This window comes from Sneathiella chinensis (assembly GCF_012720115.1).
Lineage (GTDB): Bacteria > Pseudomonadota > Alphaproteobacteria > Sneathiellales > Sneathiellaceae > Sneathiella > Sneathiella chinensis.
Genome location: NZ_VNWN01000004.1, coordinates 370765 through 387713 on the forward strand (window position 1 = coordinate 370765; position 16949 = coordinate 387713).

Here is a 16949-nt window from a genome sequence, read left to right on the forward strand (position 1 = left end):
TGTCTATTCGATGCTTTCCTGCCGGGCCGGTTCCGTGTTGGCAGAGGGGCTGCGGGGCGGCGCTGTCCGCCGCTGGCGTTTGGGGGCGATGAATTGGTTCATGACCGCCCGTAGCAGACCGGGATCATCCCAGGGCACATTTCCGGGGCAGGTATAGAGATACTGGCTGTGCCTGTCCCGTTGGAGTTCCGAGGGAAAAACCGTGAGCGTCGCATGGTTTTGAGTGTGAAGGGGACCTTCATCAACAGCCGGGGAGCCTTGCCGAAGGGAGGCGGCGAAACGCGGGATCAGGGGCGATCCGGTCTGGCGGCCCATTTGCAGGGAGTGGGTGGGCCGGAGGTTTACCTCAATCACCGTGGGGAGGCTGCTGGGGGATGATGAGGTTTCCATGACATCGAGACCACCAAAGCCGGTATAATCAAGCCTGGAGACAAGAGCGCGAAGCGGTTCCGCCCAATGGGGCCGAAAGGTTGTTTTCAGGACCGAAGTGGGGCCGTTTTTCCACGCTTTTTTGAGCGGGATATAAACCTCATATCCCAGCAGGGTGCCGCGCCATGCGGAAAAACTGATGGAGACCTCCTGCCCCGGTGCGGCTTTCTGGGCAAGGGCTGGCGCGTCGGGGGCCGGGTGAATGTTGGCCTGATCGCATTTTCCCATGACGGCGGAAAGGTCTTCCGGGCCGGTGAGCCAAAAAACGCCCTGTCCGCCGCTTTCAAAGCTGAGTTTCAGGTAAAAGGGATAGCCGAAATGCGGGGCCTGTGCCTTGATGGCCTGCCAACTGTCGGCGGTGAAACTGTCCAGGACGGGAAAACCGGCGGTCCGGGCGGCATCCTGACTGCCCGGACGGGTGAAAAAGTCGTCATTGGTAACAAGGCTGGTTTCCAGCAGGGCGAGAAGACGCGCCCCGTCGGGAGGCAGGCGATCTTTCTGCAGGCGCAAGTGGCGACGGGCGGCCAGAAGGTTGCGGATGAAAAGTTCGTCATTGGTAAGAAGAAAGTCCGGCTCCCCCCCTTTCAAGGCGTCCAGAAGACCCCGGACCATTCCGCGCATTGTGCCGGTTCGCGCACCCGGCGGAAAGGTGAAATGGCGGTCAAGAAGGGTTGAGTGTGCCAGCAGACTGTGCGGAAAACTCAGCCCAAAGCAGGCGGAGCCCGCTTCGCGAAAAAGCGAGGGCATCAAGGCCAGACTGCTGTTGTTGTGCATATCCGCAAAAAGAATTTTTCCCAAGCCGTTCTCCCCCTTCGGCCCAATTTGTCGCGGTATTCGTTATAAATAAAAATATAAATTAGAACAGGGGAAAGTTTTTTTCGCGGGGCAGGGGAAGGGGCTGTTAGAGGGGGACATCCCACGGGGGATTTGCAAGCAGGGACGGAACCTGTGCCTGAAGGAACTGATAGAGGGGCAGGTTCGGCTGTCCCGGTGGCTGGGAGACCAGAAAATGGCGCGCAAAAACCGAATGGGGGCGCGAAGAAATATAAAGTTCGGACGCCAGTTTGTGCCGTTCAATCAGGTAGGCGGCGATACTGGTGGGAAGGATGGCGGCATCCGCCCGCCCGGCGACGACCATTTTCAAGGCGAGAAAGAACCGGGGGACCTCTTCCTTGATGATCAGACCGCGCGCAACCAGAGTATCCACCAGACCCCACTGGGTCCCCTGCAATCCGGCAACCGATAACCCGTACAGGGAGAAGGGGGATTTATACTCCACCTTTTGCGAAATGCGGGAAATCACGGCGTTGCTGTCCCGCTGGTATCCGTCCGTGAACGGATAAGGGGGCGCATTCGGCTCGTTGAACCATTCCGGGTTGACCCACGGAACCACGCACAGGCACCCGTCTTTCAGGACAAGGTCCAGCCTTTTTCGCGGCAGGATTTCAACCTTGAAATAATACTGCCCATTGGATCGGGCCGACAGCGTGTCGGCAAGGGTGAAGGTCATGCCCAATCGCGAGGCTTCGTTGATGATGAAGGGCGGTGAATTGTGATAGGTCAGAAAGCGAATGGTGACCGGTTCGCCGGGCAGGTTTTCAGCATGGGCTGCAGGGAGTGTGATCATCGGTCCCAGCCCTGCAAGAAGCAGAAAGAAGATGCCAGAAACAACCCGGATCATGTCGGCGACGCTCCTTTCAAGACAACAGACCTGTCAGGATAGTGTATCAACAGGGGGTATCAAGGGAAAGCAGGAAGCGGCAGGCAGCAGGCGGCATGTGGCATGGGGCATGAGGGAAGCCGTGAGTGGGAAGCGAGGTATTTATGAGGCCCCCTCCGCGGATACTTCGTGGTTGCGGTTTGCATGAATATCCTCGCCCAGCACCCGGTTGATGGTTTCCAGAAGGGCCGGCAGGTTGATAGGCTTTTCACAGACGTCGTTCATTCCGGCCTGTTTATACGCGATGATATTGTCCTCGATGATGTCGGCGGTCAGGCCAATGATGGGAATGTCTGCCATGGGCGGGGGCATGGCGCGGATAACGCGGGTTGCCTGTTCCCCGTCCATGACAGGCATGCGGGCGTCCATCAGGATCAGGTCGAACGTGGTTTCCTCTACAAGCCGGGTGGCTTCCAGCCCGTTTTCGGCGATGGTCAGGCGGTGGTTCAGCCGACCGAGCAGGCTGTTGACGATCTGTTGGTTAATGAAATTGTCCTCGACCACCAGAATGTGAAGGGGGCGGCTTGCATGCCAACTGTTGGGGCGGGGGCGGTCCTTTCGCGTCTGAGCACCGTTAGTGGCGTCGGCATCGGTAGGAGGCGCCTCCGCAGCGTTTGCCGCAATGGTAAAGTGGAAGGTGCTGCCCTTGCCCGGACTGCTTTCAGCGCCAATCTCCCCGCCCATCAATCTGGCCAGTTTTCTGGAAATGGACAGGCCAAGGCCGGTGCCACCAAATTCCCGCGAGATGGAACTGTCGGCTTGCGAGAAGGGATGGAAAAGCCTGCTCAGGTTTTCGCTGCTGATCCCGATGCCGGTGTCCATGACCTCGAACCGGACAAGTGGCGGGGTGCCGAACGGGCCTTGTTCCGGTTGGACGGTGATGGTGATCTTGCCCTGCTGGGTGAATTTCAGGGCATTGCCAACAAGGTTGGACAGAATTTGCCCGACCCGCAGGCGGTCGGCGCTGATGGTGTCGGGAAGGGCGCTGTCCAGTGACCAGCTGACCTGCAGGCCCTTCTGCTTGAACTTGGCCGAAAACAGGTCAACGGTTTCGGTGACAAGGGTTTCCAGATGAAAGGGTTTGGGGTCCAGCGTGACCTTGCCGGCTTCCAGTTTCGACTGGTCCAGAATGTCGTTGAGAATGGCCAGCATGTTTTCCCCGGACTTTCTGACGCTTTCGGTCCAGTCCCGCTGTTCACTGCTAAGGTCGCTGTTCAGGATCAAGTCGGTCAGGCCAAGAATGCCCGCCATGGGGGTGCGGATTTCGTGGCTCATGGCGGCCAGAAACTCGGATTTTGCCCGGTTGGCGATTTCCGCCTGTTCCTGCGCATTCTTGAGTTTGGTGATATCCACCCGGAACCCCACACGGCCCCCGTCCGGCGTCGAATGCTCGGAAATTTTCAGCCAGCGACCGTCATTGAGTTTCTGTTCCAGTTCGGCATGGGGCAGGCGATGAAAGGCCATGCGTTCCGCCACCCAGTCCTCGACACGGCCGATGGCGTCTTCATACTGGCCGCGCTCGGCGCCATAGCGGATGATGCTTTCAAAGCTGTTGCCGGGTTCGATGACGGCGCTGGAGGCGGCATAGAACGCCTTGTAGTGATTGTTGCAAAGGACCAACCGGTCGTTCTCGTCATACAGGACAAAGGCGTCATCCAGACTGTTGATGGCGGCCATCAGGCGGGCCTGTGCGGTTTGTGCCTGTTCCTTGGCGGCAATGGTATCCCGTTCGGCAAGAACCCGGTCCGTGATGTTGGAGCCGACCCCGCGATAGCCACGGAACTCTCCTTTATCGTTGAAGACCGGTTTGCCGCTGATTTGCAGCCAGATGATCCCGCCCTTGCCGGACCGGGTGGAGTAGATGAAGTTGTTGAAGGGTTTGCGGGCTTTCAGAAGCTCGAAATGCTGGCCCCACTCACCGGAGGAGGCGTGATTGCGCTCGGTTTCGCCGCGTTCCTTGCCAAGAAGATCGGTCGGGGCGATGCCGGTCACCGGCTCCAGTTGTTCCGAGAAATAGGAAAAGCGCAAGGTTTCATCCATTTCCCAGAACCAGTCTGACGCGATCATGGCGAAGTCGCGAAAACGCCCCTCTTTGTCGGCCAGAATTTTCTTTTGCCGGGTCAGGTTCGCATTGGCGGTTTGCAGATTTTTCTTTTGCAGGGACAGCCGCTTCAGGAACGGGGCTGTGGTCAGGTAGGTCAACAGGCCGGCGATGAAAATCAGGGACAGGGTCAAGGCCGATTCAATCAGCGCGGCCTGAATATAGGGGCGGCGGATTTCGGCAAGGTCGATCTTGGTGACGACCCCCATGCCAAGCTGCGGGATCGGTTCATAGGCGGTCAGGACATCGGTGTTGCGCTGGTCCCGGGTAATCATGGTGCCGGATTGGCCGGTCAGGGCCAGAATGGCAGGCTGGTCTGTGCTGTCGGTCAGGGGGACCTTGAAAAGGCTGCCATCCGCCGGGGCAAAGCGGCCGGACAGATAGATGATATGGCCATCCTCCAGCTTGACCAGGACAATTTCACCGGTTTCACCAAAAAGGCCGTAATCGGTGTCATGTTCCAGAATTTCCATGAGGGCTCTGGCCATGGGGGTATGGGCTGCGGAAATGTCGTGATAGTCCAGTTCATGCTGGGCAATCAGGGTGATCAGGCGGGCTTGTGCCTGTGCCATATTGTGAAGGTTGTTCCGGTCCTGGGCGATGGCCGCGATATAAAGTCCCCACCCCCACAGGATTGCAGAGACAATCGCCAGCAGGATCAGGCCGCTGAACAGCAGCAGCAGGCGCCATCTGTCGTTGTGGGTGTGATCCGTCACTCACCTCTCCGGTTTTACATACAGCTTTGAAGTGTACCGGCAAGAGGATAACAAGATGTTAATGGGGGAGGGGGGCGCGATCCCGTGCCCGCCGGGTCAGGTTGGCGTCTGGTCCGGCTGTTGCAGGATGCCGGACTGGCTCATTTGTGTGTAAACCAGCCGGTTGATCCAGCCCAGCAACCCTTTTTCGCTTAAAGGCTCTCGGCTGTAGCTGACATAGGGATACCAGGTGACATTGAGGCCATGGGACAGCATGGCAATATCCCCGGTCTCGGCCTCCAGTGCCAGCGGGGCGGGCACATATCCCCATCCAAGGCCGTCAATAATGGCGTCGCGGACCAGTTCAAAGCTGCTGAGGGCGATGCGTTCGTTGCTGATATCCTGAAGATAGAAGCGTTCGCTTAAGGTATCGTCCATATAGGTGATCTGCGGAAGGCTGACCAGATCGTCATCGGAAACATAGGACATGCGGGCCATGGTGTGATTGCGGGCAATCATCATTTGCATGCGGATCTTCGTGACCACCTTGGCATAAAGCCCCGGCTTGATGCGGCTATGCTCGGGGGGCATGAAATAGGCGATGTCCAGCTTGCCCTCGCTGATCAGATCGGACAAGGCCTCCGGCCCGGCATAATGCAGGCTGAGTTTCAGGTCCGGACGGGCCTGCCGTACGGTGCGGATGACAGTGCGCCAGAATTCCTCGGGCAGGGCGTCGTCGCGCCCGATGCTGAGGCTGCTCTGTTCCGGGTCGGAACTGATCCGGGATCGTAGCCGGATCGTATCGACCAGCGACAGCAACCGGTGGCAGTCATCCAGAATGTTTTCGCCCGCCGGGGTCAGTTCAAGGCTGTTGCCGGAGCGCAGGAACAGGGTCGCGTCCAGTTCGTCCTCAAGGGCGGAAATTGCCATGCTGACGGTGCTACGATTACGCTCCAGTTCTATGGCCGCGCCGGAAATGGACCCGTGGCGGGCCACGGTGACAAAATATTCCAGATGTTCAATTCTCATGGGGTGTGTCCGTCGTCTTGAACCCGTTGCAAGAAGGTGGTGACAATTTTATTGACGCTCAGCGATTAGGGTCAAGCAAAAACATCCTGTAATATCGCGCTGTATCGTGAAAATAATTGCAATGGAGATAATTGTGCATTGGGTTTATTTGATGCTCGCCGTTGTTGGTGAAGTCATCGGAACAACGGCAATGAAAGCACTGATGGTGGACGGCCATCAGGTGATAGGCACCCTGATCGCTCTCGGGACGGTCGGTCTTGCCTATGCCCTGATGAGCCGGGCAACGCTTCGTATCCCGGTGGCGCTGGCCAATGCGTTCTGGGAAGGGTTCGGCATGATCCTGATCGCGCTGATCTCGTTCTGGGTGCTGGATGAATATATCGCGCCCCTGCAGGCCGCCGCCATCGTGTTGGCCGTCGTGGGGATCGTGATCGTCAATTATGGTCATTACCAGCAGGAGGCAGGCGAATGAGTATCTATTACGGTTTTCTGGCGGGGTCTGTTCTTCTGGACATTCTGGCAAACCTGTCCCTGCAGCATTCGGAAGGCTTCCGCCGACGGAAATGGGGTGTGCTGGCTGTTGCCCTGATCATGATGGCCTTTGCCCTGCTGGCGCTGGCGGTCAAGGGATTGCCCCTGTTTCTGGCCTATGCGGTGTGGGGGGCGTTTTCCATCACCGGGACGGCACTGGCAACCCGCCTTGTGTTTGGTCACCGACTGAATGCCACCAGTTGCGCAGGCTTGGCCGTCCTTATTGTGGCGATCGGCCTGATGCAGGTCGGCGGCGAGGTGTAACCCGCAAGGAGAGTGATCGGCGCGGCGGGGAGCGGGTTAGCGTTTCCGTCCAGCATAATGGACGCGCCAGTTTTCCCGCCAGCCGCCAAAGGCATCCAGTTCAAGCGCCTGATCCCCGTTGCCCTTGATGTTGCGCCGCCTTTCGGTGTCATCAAATTCGGCCCTGACGCATGTGAGGTCGGAAAACAGGGACTTCAGGCCTTCCGGCGTATACCGGAAATAATCCGCCGGGCAGGGGTGGTAACGCCATGCGAACAGGGTGGAATGAAAAGTGAGGCCGCCGGGCCTCAGGATTCGGGAAATTTCGCTGGCGGCTTTCCACGGATACTGGATATGCTCGAATACATCGACGCTGAAGACCAGATCAAAGCTGTTGTCCGGAATTTCAGGGCAGTGTGTGATGTCTCCCAGAATCACATCCTCGCCGGTTTTGACGAAGTCCATATTCCGGTATTGGACGCTGTCCCCAAAGCGGGCCTTGTACGGATTACGGCGGCCACCGATTTCCAGCACATTTTGCGGGGCAAGGCCCTGTTCGTGGATCAGGCTTTCCAGAAGGTCGCCAATGCGTTCCGTACGCCGTGGGAAATTTTTGTGTTTTCTTTCCGCGATCCGCTGCCTGAACAGGCTGGTTACTGCGCCAATCATACCACATTCCTGATCTGCCCTGTTTGCCTGACGGTATCAGAAAAGGCAGAAGCTGGCGATTGCCGAAATGTGAATATATGAGGGAGAGAATTTTACGGGAAAAGTTTAGATGGTCGGGGCGAGAGGATTCGAACCTCCGACCCCATCGTCCCGAACGATGTGCGCTACCAGACTGCGCCACGCCCCGACCAGAAAGGCGATGCTGAAGTTTCAGCGTCGCTGCGAAGGCGCTTTTAGCCCCATCCGCAATAAAGTGCAAGCGAGAAATTGCAGGATTTTAGTATGCGCGTTCAATTGCGAAATCAATCGCGCCAATCAGGGCCGCCTTTACCGGGCTGTCCGGGAAGATATCCAGCGACTTCTTGGCAGAGTTCCCGTAGTCCCGCGCCCGTGCAAAGGTGTCGCCAAGGGCGTTGTGCCGGGCAAGGAGCGTCATGGCATGATCCAGATCGCCGTCCTGCTGTTCGGCTTCGATCACCCGTGTCCAGAAGGCGCGCTCGTCCGCATCGCCCCGCTGGTAGGCCAGAAGAATCGGCAGGGTCACCTTGCCTTCGCGGAAATCATCGCCGATGGTCTTGCCAAGCGCGGCCTGTTCAGCGGAATAATCAAGGGCATCGTCAATCAACTGGAAGGCAATGCCAAGATCGTTGCCATAATTGCGAAGGGCGGCTGCTTCCTCGGGGCTGCGATCGGCGACAACGGCGCCAACCTCGCAGGCCGCTGCGAACAGGGCTGCGGTCTTGGAGGCAATCACCTGCAGATAGTTTTCTTCGGTGACGTTCACATCACCCACATTCATGAGCTGCTGAACCTCGCCCTCGGCAATCACCGCGGACGCCGTGGACAGAATGCGCAGCACTTCAAGGGAGCCATCCTCGACCATCAACTGGAAGGAGCGGCTGAACAGGAAATCGCCGACCAGCACACTGGCCTGATTGCCCCACAGGACGTTGGCGGTTTCGTTGCCACGGCGCAGGTCGCTTTCATCAACCACATCATCATGCAGAAGCGTCGCGGTATGGATAAATTCAACGCAGGCGGCCAGCTTCTGGGCCCGGTCCCCGTCATACCCACAGAGTTTTGCAGAACCCAGTGTCAGAACCGGTCGCAATCTTTTCCCGCCCGCGGCAATCAGGTGGCGCGCAAGTGTGGGGATCAGTTCAACCTCGCTGTGCATCCGGTCCAGAATGATCTGGTTGGTGGAGTCAAGGTCTTGTCTGACAATGTCCATAAGGGGCTGAAGCGATGCTTTTACCGGTTCGGACGTTTTGTTTTCCAATTGTACTGAAACTGACAAAGTTGCCTCTTTCACTGGGGCCGCAAAGGGCCTGAATCTGCGGTGAGCATAGCTTAAAGTAACTTACGGTCAAGTAACAGCACAAGGCCTTGGTTTTCAATAGTTTTCCCGGTATGGTATCGGCCGGATAACAAGAAGGGGACCCAGAGCGGCGTGATAGAACTCATCCGGGCAAACGATCCAGTGCTAATTTCCTATATCGTTTCCGTGCTTGAAGCGGAGGATATCCGGGCTGTTGTGCTGGATGAGCATACCTCAATTCTGGAGGGGAGCATCGGTGCCGTTCAGCGCCGGATCATGGTTCGCGCCCCCCATGAAGCCGCCGCCCGCAGCATTCTGGAGGATATCGTCCCCGGAGAGGCACGGGAGCAGACATGACCGGGTGGACCACGGACGGTTTCCTGGGCGGGCGACTTCAGATCACCCAGCCGGAAAAAGGGTTTCGGGCCGGATCGGACGCGGTTCTGCTGGCCGCATCGCTGGACCTTGCGCCGGGGCAGTCAGTGCTGGATGTGGGGTGCGGCGTGGGTACCGCCGGTCTGTGCGCCCGCTATCGGGAGCCGGGCATCCGCCTTTGGGGTCTGGAGTTACAGGAAAGCCTTGCCGTGCAGGCACGAGAGAATGCCCGCGCCAACGGGCTGGAGCGGGATGTGACGATCCTGTCCGTTGATATTGCCGACCGCAAGGCGTTCAAGGGGATCGAGGGGCCGTCCGGGCGCGCCTTCCTGAATGACGGGTTTGACCATGTGCTGTCGAACCCGCCGTTTTATGAAGAAGGCCGCGCCCAGAAATCCCCCAATGCCATCAAGTCCCTTGCCCATGTGGAGGGGGATGTAGACCTGTCCGCGTGGATTGCCTTTTGCGCGGCCCGCGCACGGCCACGGGGCCGGGTGACCATCATTCACCGGGCAAGCCGCCTTGCCACGATCCTGCGGGAGATGGAGAAAACCTGCGGCAGCCTGCAGGTGCTGCCCCTGTGGCCGGGGGTTGGGGCCGCCGCCAAGCGGGTGATCGTCCGGGGGATCAAGGGAGACCGGGGGCCGCTGACATTGTTGCCGGGGCTGGTCCTGCACCATCCCGATGGCCGCCCGACGGATGAGGCAGAGAAAATTTTGCGGCACGGGGCAGGGATTGACCCGGCGGCCCATTAAGCAGATCATGAACGCAGTTGTAAGGCAGGCCGGTAAAGTTCGGTAAAGTAGCTTGAGAGGCATGAAAAGAATGAAACTTTCTTCCCTGATTGAAAAAACACCCTTGAAGCGGTTCCGGCGCAAGGATCCGGTTGTGGCTGTCCTGCAATTGCATGGGGTGATTGCACCGGGGCAGGGAAAGCTGCGCGGTGAGCAGATCAATCTTGCCAACATGGCCATGCTGATCAATGACGCCTTCGAGACCAAGGGATTGAAGGCGGTTGCGCTTTCCATCAACTCGCCCGGTGGGTCGCCGGTGCAATCCTCGCTGATCGCCAAGCGGATCCGCCAACTGGCAGACGAAAAGAAAATTCCCGTCTATGCCTTTGCCGAGGATGTCATGGCATCCGGGGGATACTGGCTGGGCCTGTGTGCGGACGAGATTTACGCCGACCAGAATTCAGTGATCGGGTCTATCGGGGTTATCTCCGCCGGGTTCGGTTTCACGGGCCTGATGGAAAAGCTGGGCGTTGAGCGGCGGATGCATGCGGCCGGCGACAACAAGGCCAAGCTGGACCCGTTCAGCCCGGAGAAAGAGGAAGACGTGGACTGGCTGAAAAAACTTCAGGCGGAAATCCACGACAATTTCAAGGCCTTCGTCAAGGAACGCCGGGGAGAGCGCCTGAAGAAGCGCAAAGACAAGGAACTGTTTTCCGGGGATGTCTGGACGGGGCCGCGGGCCGAGGATCTGGGGCTGATCGATGGCATTGCGGACTTGCGATCCTTCATGCGGGAAAAGTATGGGGACAAGGTCAAGTTCAAGCTGCTGGAAGGACGGCGGAGCTGGATCCAGAGGACGCTGGGGCTTGGCAGTCATTCCATTGCGGCGGAAAGTGTCGGGGCCGTTATCGGCGCGGCACGGAGCGAATCTGAATGGAGCCGTTACGGCCTGTGATTCGGTCAGGGATATGATTTCGGGAAAAAAGCCATGCTGTCACCAGTGAAAATAATTCTGCTTCTTGCCGTTGTAGGCGCTGTTTTCCTTGTTGCCCGCCTGTTTCGGTCCTCCCCGTCAAACGGGGGTGAAGACAATGGAAAACCAGCGAAAAAAGGGGATACGGGAAAAGAGGGCCATACGGATCTGGTGAAATGCCCGGATTGCGGCACCTTCGTTGCGTCATTGGAAAGTCATCATTGCGAAAAATGAATTCCCGCAGAATGACAGTGCCCGGTTGACCAGCGGGAATGTGATCATTATGTTGCGGCGCACCTAGCGTCAACAATAGTGTGGTCAGTAATAATGGCGGATAAATTGGCTTCCGCGCCATCTTTCCAGGATCTGATCCTGACCCTTCAGCATTTTTGGGCTGAGCAGGGATGTATGCTCCTGCAACCTTATGACATGGAAGTCGGGGCGGGGACATTCCACCCGGCAACCACGTTGCGATCCCTTGGACCGGAACCGTGGAAGGCCGCCTATGTCCAGCCGTCTCGCCGCCCGACCGATGGCCGGTACGGGGAAAACCCGAACCGCGTGCAGCACTATTACCAGTTTCAGGTCCTGCTGAAACCGTCGCCGGACAATATCCAGCAGCTTTATCTGGACAGCCTGTATGCCCTTGGCATCGATCCGAAAAACCATGATATCCGGTTTGTGGAAGATGACTGGGAAAGCCCCACCCTTGGTGCCTGGGGACTGGGCTGGGAAGTCTGGTGCGACGGCATGGAAGTCAGCCAGTTCACCTATTTCCAGCAGGTCGGCGGGTTTGACTGTGATCCGGTTTCCGGTGAGTTGACCTATGGTCTGGAACGTCTGGCCATGTATGTGCAGGGCGTTGATCACCTGATGGACCTGAAATGGAACAATGACGGTGTGACATACGGCGATGTGTTCCTGCAGAACGAGCAGGAATTTTCCGCCTATAACTACGAACATTCCGATCCGGAAATCCTGTTCCGTCATTTTGAGGATGCGGAAAAGCAGTGCCACCAGATTCTGGCGGCCGGTCTTGCCCTTCCGGCCTATGACCAGTGCATGAAGGCCAGTCATGTGTTCAACCTTCTGGATGCGCGGGGCGTAATCAGTGTAACCGAACGGGCCGCCTATATTGGCCGGGTCCGGGCCCTTGCCAAGGGATGCGCGGAACAATATCTGCGGAACCGGGGACATCTGGAAGGGGAGGCAAAATAATGGCTGAACTTCTTCTTGAACTTTTCTCCGAGGAAATCCCGGCCCGGATGCAAACCAAGGCCGCCGACGATCTGGCCCGCCTTGTCACCGCCGAACTGAAAGAGGCCGGACTGGAATTTGGTGCGGTCAAGACCGGGTCCACCCCGCGCCGCCTGGCGCTGATGGTCGATGGATTGCCGGTCTCCCAACCGGACAAGTCCGAAGAACGCCGCGGCCCGCGGGTTGGTGCCCCTGAAAAGGCGCTGGAAGGATTTTTGCGGTCCACCGGCCTGACGGTCGAGCAACTGGAACAGCGGGAAACCCCGAAGGGGGCCTTCTATTACGCGGTGATTGAAACCCGTGGTGGCCAGACCAGCGAAGTGCTGGCAACGATCCTGCCCCGTGTCATGTCAAACCTGCCATGGCCGAAGCCCATGCGCTGGGGTGCCTACAAGACCCGTTGGGTGCGGCCGATCCACAATATCCTGTGCCTGTTCGATGGCGCGGTTGTGGATATGGGCTGGGAACATCTGCGGGCAAACAACCACACATTCGGGCATCGTTTCATGGCGCCCGAGGCCATTGAGGTGCAGGATTACGCCTCCTATCGGGACCGCCTGCGGAGCGCCTATGTGGTGCTGGACGATGCGGAACGGCAGGAAATCATCCACCGCGATGCAAGCCGTCTGGCGCGGGAAGAAGGTTATCACCTGATCGAGGATGCGGCCCTGCTGGCCGAGGTTGCCGGTCTTGTGGAATGGCCGGAAAGCCTGATCGGCAAGATCGATGAACAGTTCATGGATGTGCCGCAGGAAGCCCTGATTTCCGCCATGCGCAGCCACCAGAAGTATTTCTCTCTGGCGGATGAAAATGGCAAGATGGTGCCGCGCTTCATTACGGTGGCGAACCTTAGGGCCGAAGATGGCGGCAAGAAAATCACCGCCGGTAATGAGCGGGTTTTGAGCGCCCGCCTGTCCGATGCGAAATTCTTCTGGGAGCAGGACAAGAAAACCCCCCTCGAAGAGCGGGTCCCCGCCCTTGAAAAAGTGGTGTTCCATGCCCGTCTTGGAACGGTCCGTCAGAAGGTTGATCGGATTGTCCGCCTTTGCGGTGAAATCGCCCCCTTTGTACCCGGTGCGGATGCGGCTGAGTGCGAACGCGCTGCCCTGCTGTCAAAAGCCGATCTGGTCACCGAGATGGTTGGGGAATTTGCCGACCTGCAGGGGCTGATGGGCCGCTATTACGCGGAAAATGACGGCGAGAAACCGGCGGTGGCCAAGGCCATTCAGGAACATTATTCCCCGCTGGGACCAAGCGACGCCTGCCCGACCGATCCGGTCAGTGTGGTGGTTGCCCTTGCCGACAAGATCGACACCCTTGTCGGGTTCTTCGCCATGGACGAAAAACCGACAGGATCGAAAGACCCGTATGCCCTTCGCCGGGCGGCACTGGGGGTTATCCGGCTGGTGCTGGAAAATGGATTGCGCCTGCCCCTCAACAGGATTTTCGCAGCGGCCGATGATCTTCAGATCATTGATGAAAAGCTGGATGCGAATGACCTGTTGGCGTTTTTCGCGGACCGTTTGAAGGTCCACCTTCGGGAACAGAATGTCCGTCACGATTATGTCAGCGCGGTTTTCGCGCTTGGCTCGCAAAGTGACCTTGTGCGCCTGATGGCGCAGGTACGCGCCCTGTCCGAATTCCTTGAAACCGATGATGGTGCCAACCTTCTGGTGGCCTATCGCCGTGCAGCCAATATCCTGCGCATCGAGGAAAAGAAGGACGGCGTGTCCTACGATCAGCAGGCTGATGAGGCCCTGCTGCAAGAAGAGGATGAAAAGTCCCTGTTCGCTCGCATTGAGGAGGTCTCCGGCCTCGTTTCCGCGGCGCTTGGAAAAGACGAGTTCGAGGTTGCCGCGACGGCAGCCGCAACTCTTCGCAAACCTGTCGATGCCTTTTTCGACAGGGTCACCGTAAACGCCGAGGATCCGGCCACACGCGGCAATCGGCTCCGGCTCTTGTCAGGAATTCGCAACTCTCTCGATCAGTTGGCGGATTTCTCGAAAATTGAGGGCTAATCAATTGAAATGTCTAATTTATAGAGTGGATAGATAGATGACAAAATGGGTTTATTCCTTTGGGGACGGAACGGCGGACGGAACCGCCGACATGCGTAACCTGTTAGGAGGAAAAGGCGCCAACCTTGCGGAAATGAGTAATCTTGGCCTGCCTGTCCCATCCGGCTTTACCATCTCCACCGAGGTCTGCACGGCCTATTACGAAAATGATCGGGCCTATCCTGCCGATCTGGCCGAACAGGTTGATGCCGCCATCGAGAAAATCGAGAATTCCGTCGGCGGCAAGTTTGGCCAGAAGGAGAACCCGCTTCTGGTTTCCGTGCGATCCGGTGCCCGTGCCTCCATGCCGGGGATGATGGATACGGTTCTCAACCTTGGTCTGAATGATGAAACGGTGGAAGGTCTGGCAGAGAAGTCGGGCGACCGCCGTTTTGCTTTTGACAGCTATCGCCGCTTTATCCAGATGTATTCCGACGTTGTTCTGGAAGTCGGTCATCACCACTTTGAAGAATTGCTGGAAATCCTGAAAGAGGAAAAAGGCTATTTTCTGGATACGGACCTTGAGGCCGCTGACTGGGAAGCCCTTGTCGCGCAGTACAAGGCCAAGGTTGAAGAAGAACTGGGCCGTCCGTTCCCGCAGGATGTTCGTGACCAGCTTTGGGGCGCGATCAGCGCCGTGTTCGGCTCCTGGATGAACCAGCGGGCGATCACCTATCGCCGTCTGCATGACATTCCCGCCGAATGGGGCACCGCCGTCAATGTTCAGGCCATGGTCTTTGGTAACATGGGCGATGACAGTGCGACCGGTGTTGCCTTTACCCGTGACCCGTCCACCGGTGACAAGCGTTTTTACGGTGAGTTTCTGGTCAACGCCCAGGGCGAAGACGTTGTAGCCGGGATCCGGACCCCGCAGAACCTGACCAAACAGGCCCGGCTTGATGCGGGTTCTGAAGACCTGTCCATGGAAGAGGTCTTCCCGGAAGTCTATGCCCAGCTTGTGGAAGTCTACAAGCGTCTGGAAGCCCATTACCGGGACATGCAGGACATTGAATTCACCGTCCAGCAGGGCAAGCTGTGGATGCTGCAGACCCGCTCCGGCAAGCGGACGGCAAAGGCCGCCCTGCAAATCGCCGTGGACATGGTGGAAGAGGATCTGATCTCCAAGGAGGAAGCCATCCTGCGGATCGAGCCGTCCTCACTGGACCAGTTGCTGCACCCGACCCTGGACCCGAAAGCGGAAAAGAACGTCATCGCACGGGGCCTTCCGGCCAGCCCGGGCGCGGCCTCCGGTGAAATCGTCTTCAACAGTGACGAGGCTGAAAAGCTCGCCAATGAAGGCAAGTCCGTTATTCTGGTGCGGGTGGAAACCAGCCCGGAAGACATTCACGGCATGCACGCGGCAAAGGGCATCCTGACCAGCCGCGGCGGCATGACCTCTCACGCGGCTGTGGTGGCCCGTGGTATGGGCCGGGCCTGTGTGTCCGGTGCCGGTTCCCTGAACATCGATTACAAGGACGAAACCCTGACCGTTCTTGGCGATACCTTCAAGAAGGGCGACATCATCACCATCGACGGCGGTACCGGCGAAGTGATGGTGGGGTCTGTTGATATGATCCTGCCGGAACTGTCCGGTACGTTCGGCACCCTGATGGCGTGGGCCGATGACATTCGCCGCATGAAGGTGCGCACCAACGCGGAAACCCCGCTGGATGCGGAAACCGCCCGTAAATTCGGTGCCGAAGGCGTTGGCCTGTGCCGGACTGAGCATATGTTCTTTGATGCGGAACGGATTGTTGCCGTTCGCCAGATGATTTTGGCGGAAACCCTGGAAGAGCGGGAAGCCGCCCTTGCCAAGCTGCTGCCGGTTCAGCGGGCTGACTTTGTGGACCTGTTCCGCATCATGTCCGGTCTGCCGGTCACGGTTCGTCTTCTTGATCCGCCGCTGCACGAATTCCTGCCGAAAACGGACGAGGAAATCGACGAACTGGCCGCGGCCCTTGGCGCCGATGCCAAGAAGCTGCGTCACCGGGCCATGCAGCTCCACGAATTTAACCCCATGCTGGGTCATCGTGGTTGTCGTCTTGGTATTTCCTACCCGGAAATCTATGAGATGCAGGCACGCGCCATTCTGGAAGCGGCCGCACTGGTCAGCAAGGAACTCGGCGAAACCGTCATTCCGGAAATCATGGTGCCGCTGGTTGCAACCAAGCGCGAACTGGAAATCCTGAAAGGCAAAATCTCCGCAGTGGGTGAAGCCATCGAGAAGGAAACCGGCGTGGCCGTCGAATACCTGATCGGGACCATGATCGAACTGCCGCGGGCCGCCCTGCAGGCTGGCCAGATCGCGGAAGAGGCCGAGTTCTTCTCGTTCGGAACCAACGATCTGACCCAGACCACCTTCGGGATCAGCCGCGATGACTCCGGTTCATTCCTCGATGACTATGTCAATCAGGGGATTTACGAAACCGATCCGTTTGTGTCTCTCGACAAGGAAGGCGTTGGCGAACTGGTCAAGCTGGCAGCAGAGCGGGGCCGTGCAACACGCCCGGATATCAAGCTGGGTATCTGCGGTGAGCATGGCGGCGATCCGGCCAGTATCGATTTCTGTGAAACGGTTGGTCTCGACTATGTTTCCTGTTCCCCGTACCGGGTGCCGATTGCCCGTCTTGCGGCGGCGCAGGCTGCACTGGGGCACGAGCGGGTCTCTGAAGCTTGATCCAGACTGGTCTGACTTGAATTTGAAAAGCCCGGAGAATTCCTCCGGGCTTTTTTTTATGGTTGGGGGAGGGGACAGGAAATCCTGCATAAAAAAACCGGCCTGCAGGGAGGCCGGTTTTCAGAACCCGTTAAGGGGTGG

Annotated in this window: 15 protein-coding genes and 1 tRNA gene; 9 read left to right on the forward strand and 7 right to left on the reverse strand. The window is 58.1% G+C overall.

Annotated elements, in window-relative coordinates; all coding sequences use genetic code 11:
• Nucleotides 1-3: 3 nt before the first annotated feature.
• The 4 genes from FQB27_RS08335 to FQB27_RS08350 all read right to left on the reverse strand — a co-directional run bounded on the left by FQB27_RS08335 (nt 4) and on the right by FQB27_RS08350 (nt 5974).
• Nucleotides 4-1227, reverse strand: coding sequence for an ATP-grasp domain-containing protein (locus FQB27_RS08335; RefSeq protein WP_169560447.1), 1224 nt, complete (start codon nt 1225-1227; stop codon nt 4-6).
• Nucleotides 1228-1330: 103 nt separating this feature from the next.
• Nucleotides 1331-2110, reverse strand: coding sequence for a type 2 periplasmic-binding domain-containing protein (locus FQB27_RS08340; RefSeq protein ID WP_169560448.1), 780 nt, complete (start codon nt 2108-2110; stop codon nt 1331-1333).
• A 141-nt stretch (nt 2111-2251) separates the two neighbouring features.
• A complete protein-coding gene (locus tag FQB27_RS08345; RefSeq protein ID WP_169560449.1) occupies nt 2252-4966 on the reverse strand; it encodes an ATP-binding protein in 2715 nt (904 codons plus the stop codon).
• 96 nt (nt 4967-5062) lie between these two features.
• Nucleotides 5063-5974, reverse strand: a complete 912-nt coding sequence (locus FQB27_RS08350) for a LysR family transcriptional regulator (RefSeq protein ID WP_169560450.1) — start codon at nt 5972-5974, stop codon at nt 5063-5065.
• 121 nt (nt 5975-6095) lie between these two features.
• Between FQB27_RS08350 and FQB27_RS08355 the strand changes: the two genes are divergently transcribed.
• Together FQB27_RS08355 and FQB27_RS08360 are read left to right on the forward strand one after the other, a co-directional pair.
• The gene (locus tag FQB27_RS08355; protein ID WP_277346041.1) at nt 6096-6446 is read left to right on the forward strand and encodes a DMT family transporter; all 351 of its coding nucleotides are present in this window, start codon (nt 6096-6098) and stop codon (nt 6444-6446) included.
• On the forward strand, nt 6443-6769 hold the full coding sequence (locus tag FQB27_RS08360) for an SMR family transporter (protein ID WP_169560452.1): 327 nt from the start codon (nt 6443-6445) through the stop codon (nt 6767-6769). Before FQB27_RS08355 ends, FQB27_RS08360 begins: the two co-directional genes overlap by 4 nt.
• Before the next feature lie 36 nt (nt 6770-6805).
• On the opposite strand, the gene FQB27_RS08365 is transcribed toward FQB27_RS08360, so the two are convergent.
• The 3 genes from FQB27_RS08365 to FQB27_RS08375 form a co-directional block, all read right to left on the reverse strand.
• Complete coding sequence (locus FQB27_RS08365) at nt 6806-7417, reverse strand: class I SAM-dependent methyltransferase (protein ID WP_169560453.1); 612 nt, start codon at nt 7415-7417, stop codon at nt 6806-6808.
• Nucleotides 7418-7527: 110 nt separating this feature from the next.
• Nucleotides 7528-7604 (reverse strand) — tRNA-Pro (locus FQB27_RS08370).
• 90 nt (nt 7605-7694) lie between these two features.
• On the reverse strand, nt 7695-8714 hold the full coding sequence (locus tag FQB27_RS08375) for a polyprenyl synthetase family protein (protein WP_380683710.1): 1020 nt from the start codon (nt 8712-8714) through the stop codon (nt 7695-7697).
• A 153-nt stretch (nt 8715-8867) separates the two neighbouring features.
• Between FQB27_RS08375 and FQB27_RS08380 the strand changes: the two genes are divergently transcribed.
• The 7 genes from FQB27_RS08380 to ppdK all read left to right on the forward strand — a co-directional run bounded on the left by FQB27_RS08380 (nt 8868) and on the right by ppdK (nt 16808).
• On the forward strand, nt 8868-9092 hold the full coding sequence (locus FQB27_RS08380) for a putative signal transducing protein (protein ID WP_169560455.1): 225 nt from the start codon (nt 8868-8870) through the stop codon (nt 9090-9092).
• Nucleotides 9089-9865 (forward strand): tRNA1(Val) (adenine(37)-N6)-methyltransferase, encoded by a 777-nt coding sequence (locus FQB27_RS08385; RefSeq protein WP_169560456.1) that lies wholly within the window; start codon nt 9089-9091, stop codon nt 9863-9865. Before FQB27_RS08380 ends, FQB27_RS08385 begins: the two co-directional genes overlap by 4 nt.
• 70 nt (nt 9866-9935) lie before the next feature.
• The gene (locus FQB27_RS08390) at nt 9936-10799 is read left to right on the forward strand and encodes a S49 family peptidase (protein ID WP_169560457.1); all 864 of its coding nucleotides are present in this window, start codon (nt 9936-9938) and stop codon (nt 10797-10799) included.
• A gap of 33 nt (nt 10800-10832) precedes the next feature.
• The gene (locus tag FQB27_RS08395) at nt 10833-11051 is read left to right on the forward strand and encodes a hypothetical protein (RefSeq protein WP_169560458.1); all 219 of its coding nucleotides are present in this window, start codon (nt 10833-10835) and stop codon (nt 11049-11051) included.
• Between the two features lie 105 nt (nt 11052-11156).
• Entirely contained in the window at nt 11157-12035 is an 879-nt protein-coding gene (locus FQB27_RS08400; protein ID WP_169560909.1) for a glycine--tRNA ligase subunit alpha, read from the forward strand.
• Entirely contained in the window at nt 12035-14092 is a 2058-nt protein-coding gene (gene glyS, locus FQB27_RS08405; protein ID WP_169560459.1) for a glycine--tRNA ligase subunit beta, read from the forward strand. The genes FQB27_RS08400 and glyS overlap by 1 nt, the downstream gene beginning before the upstream one ends.
• A gap of 37 nt (nt 14093-14129) precedes the next feature.
• Nucleotides 14130-16808 carry a pyruvate, phosphate dikinase gene (gene ppdK / locus FQB27_RS08410; protein ID WP_169560460.1) on the forward strand — a complete coding sequence of 893 codons (2679 nt, stop codon included), beginning with the start codon at nt 14130-14132 and terminating at the stop codon, nt 16806-16808.
• The last annotated feature ends 141 nt before the right edge of the window (nt 16809-16949 follow it).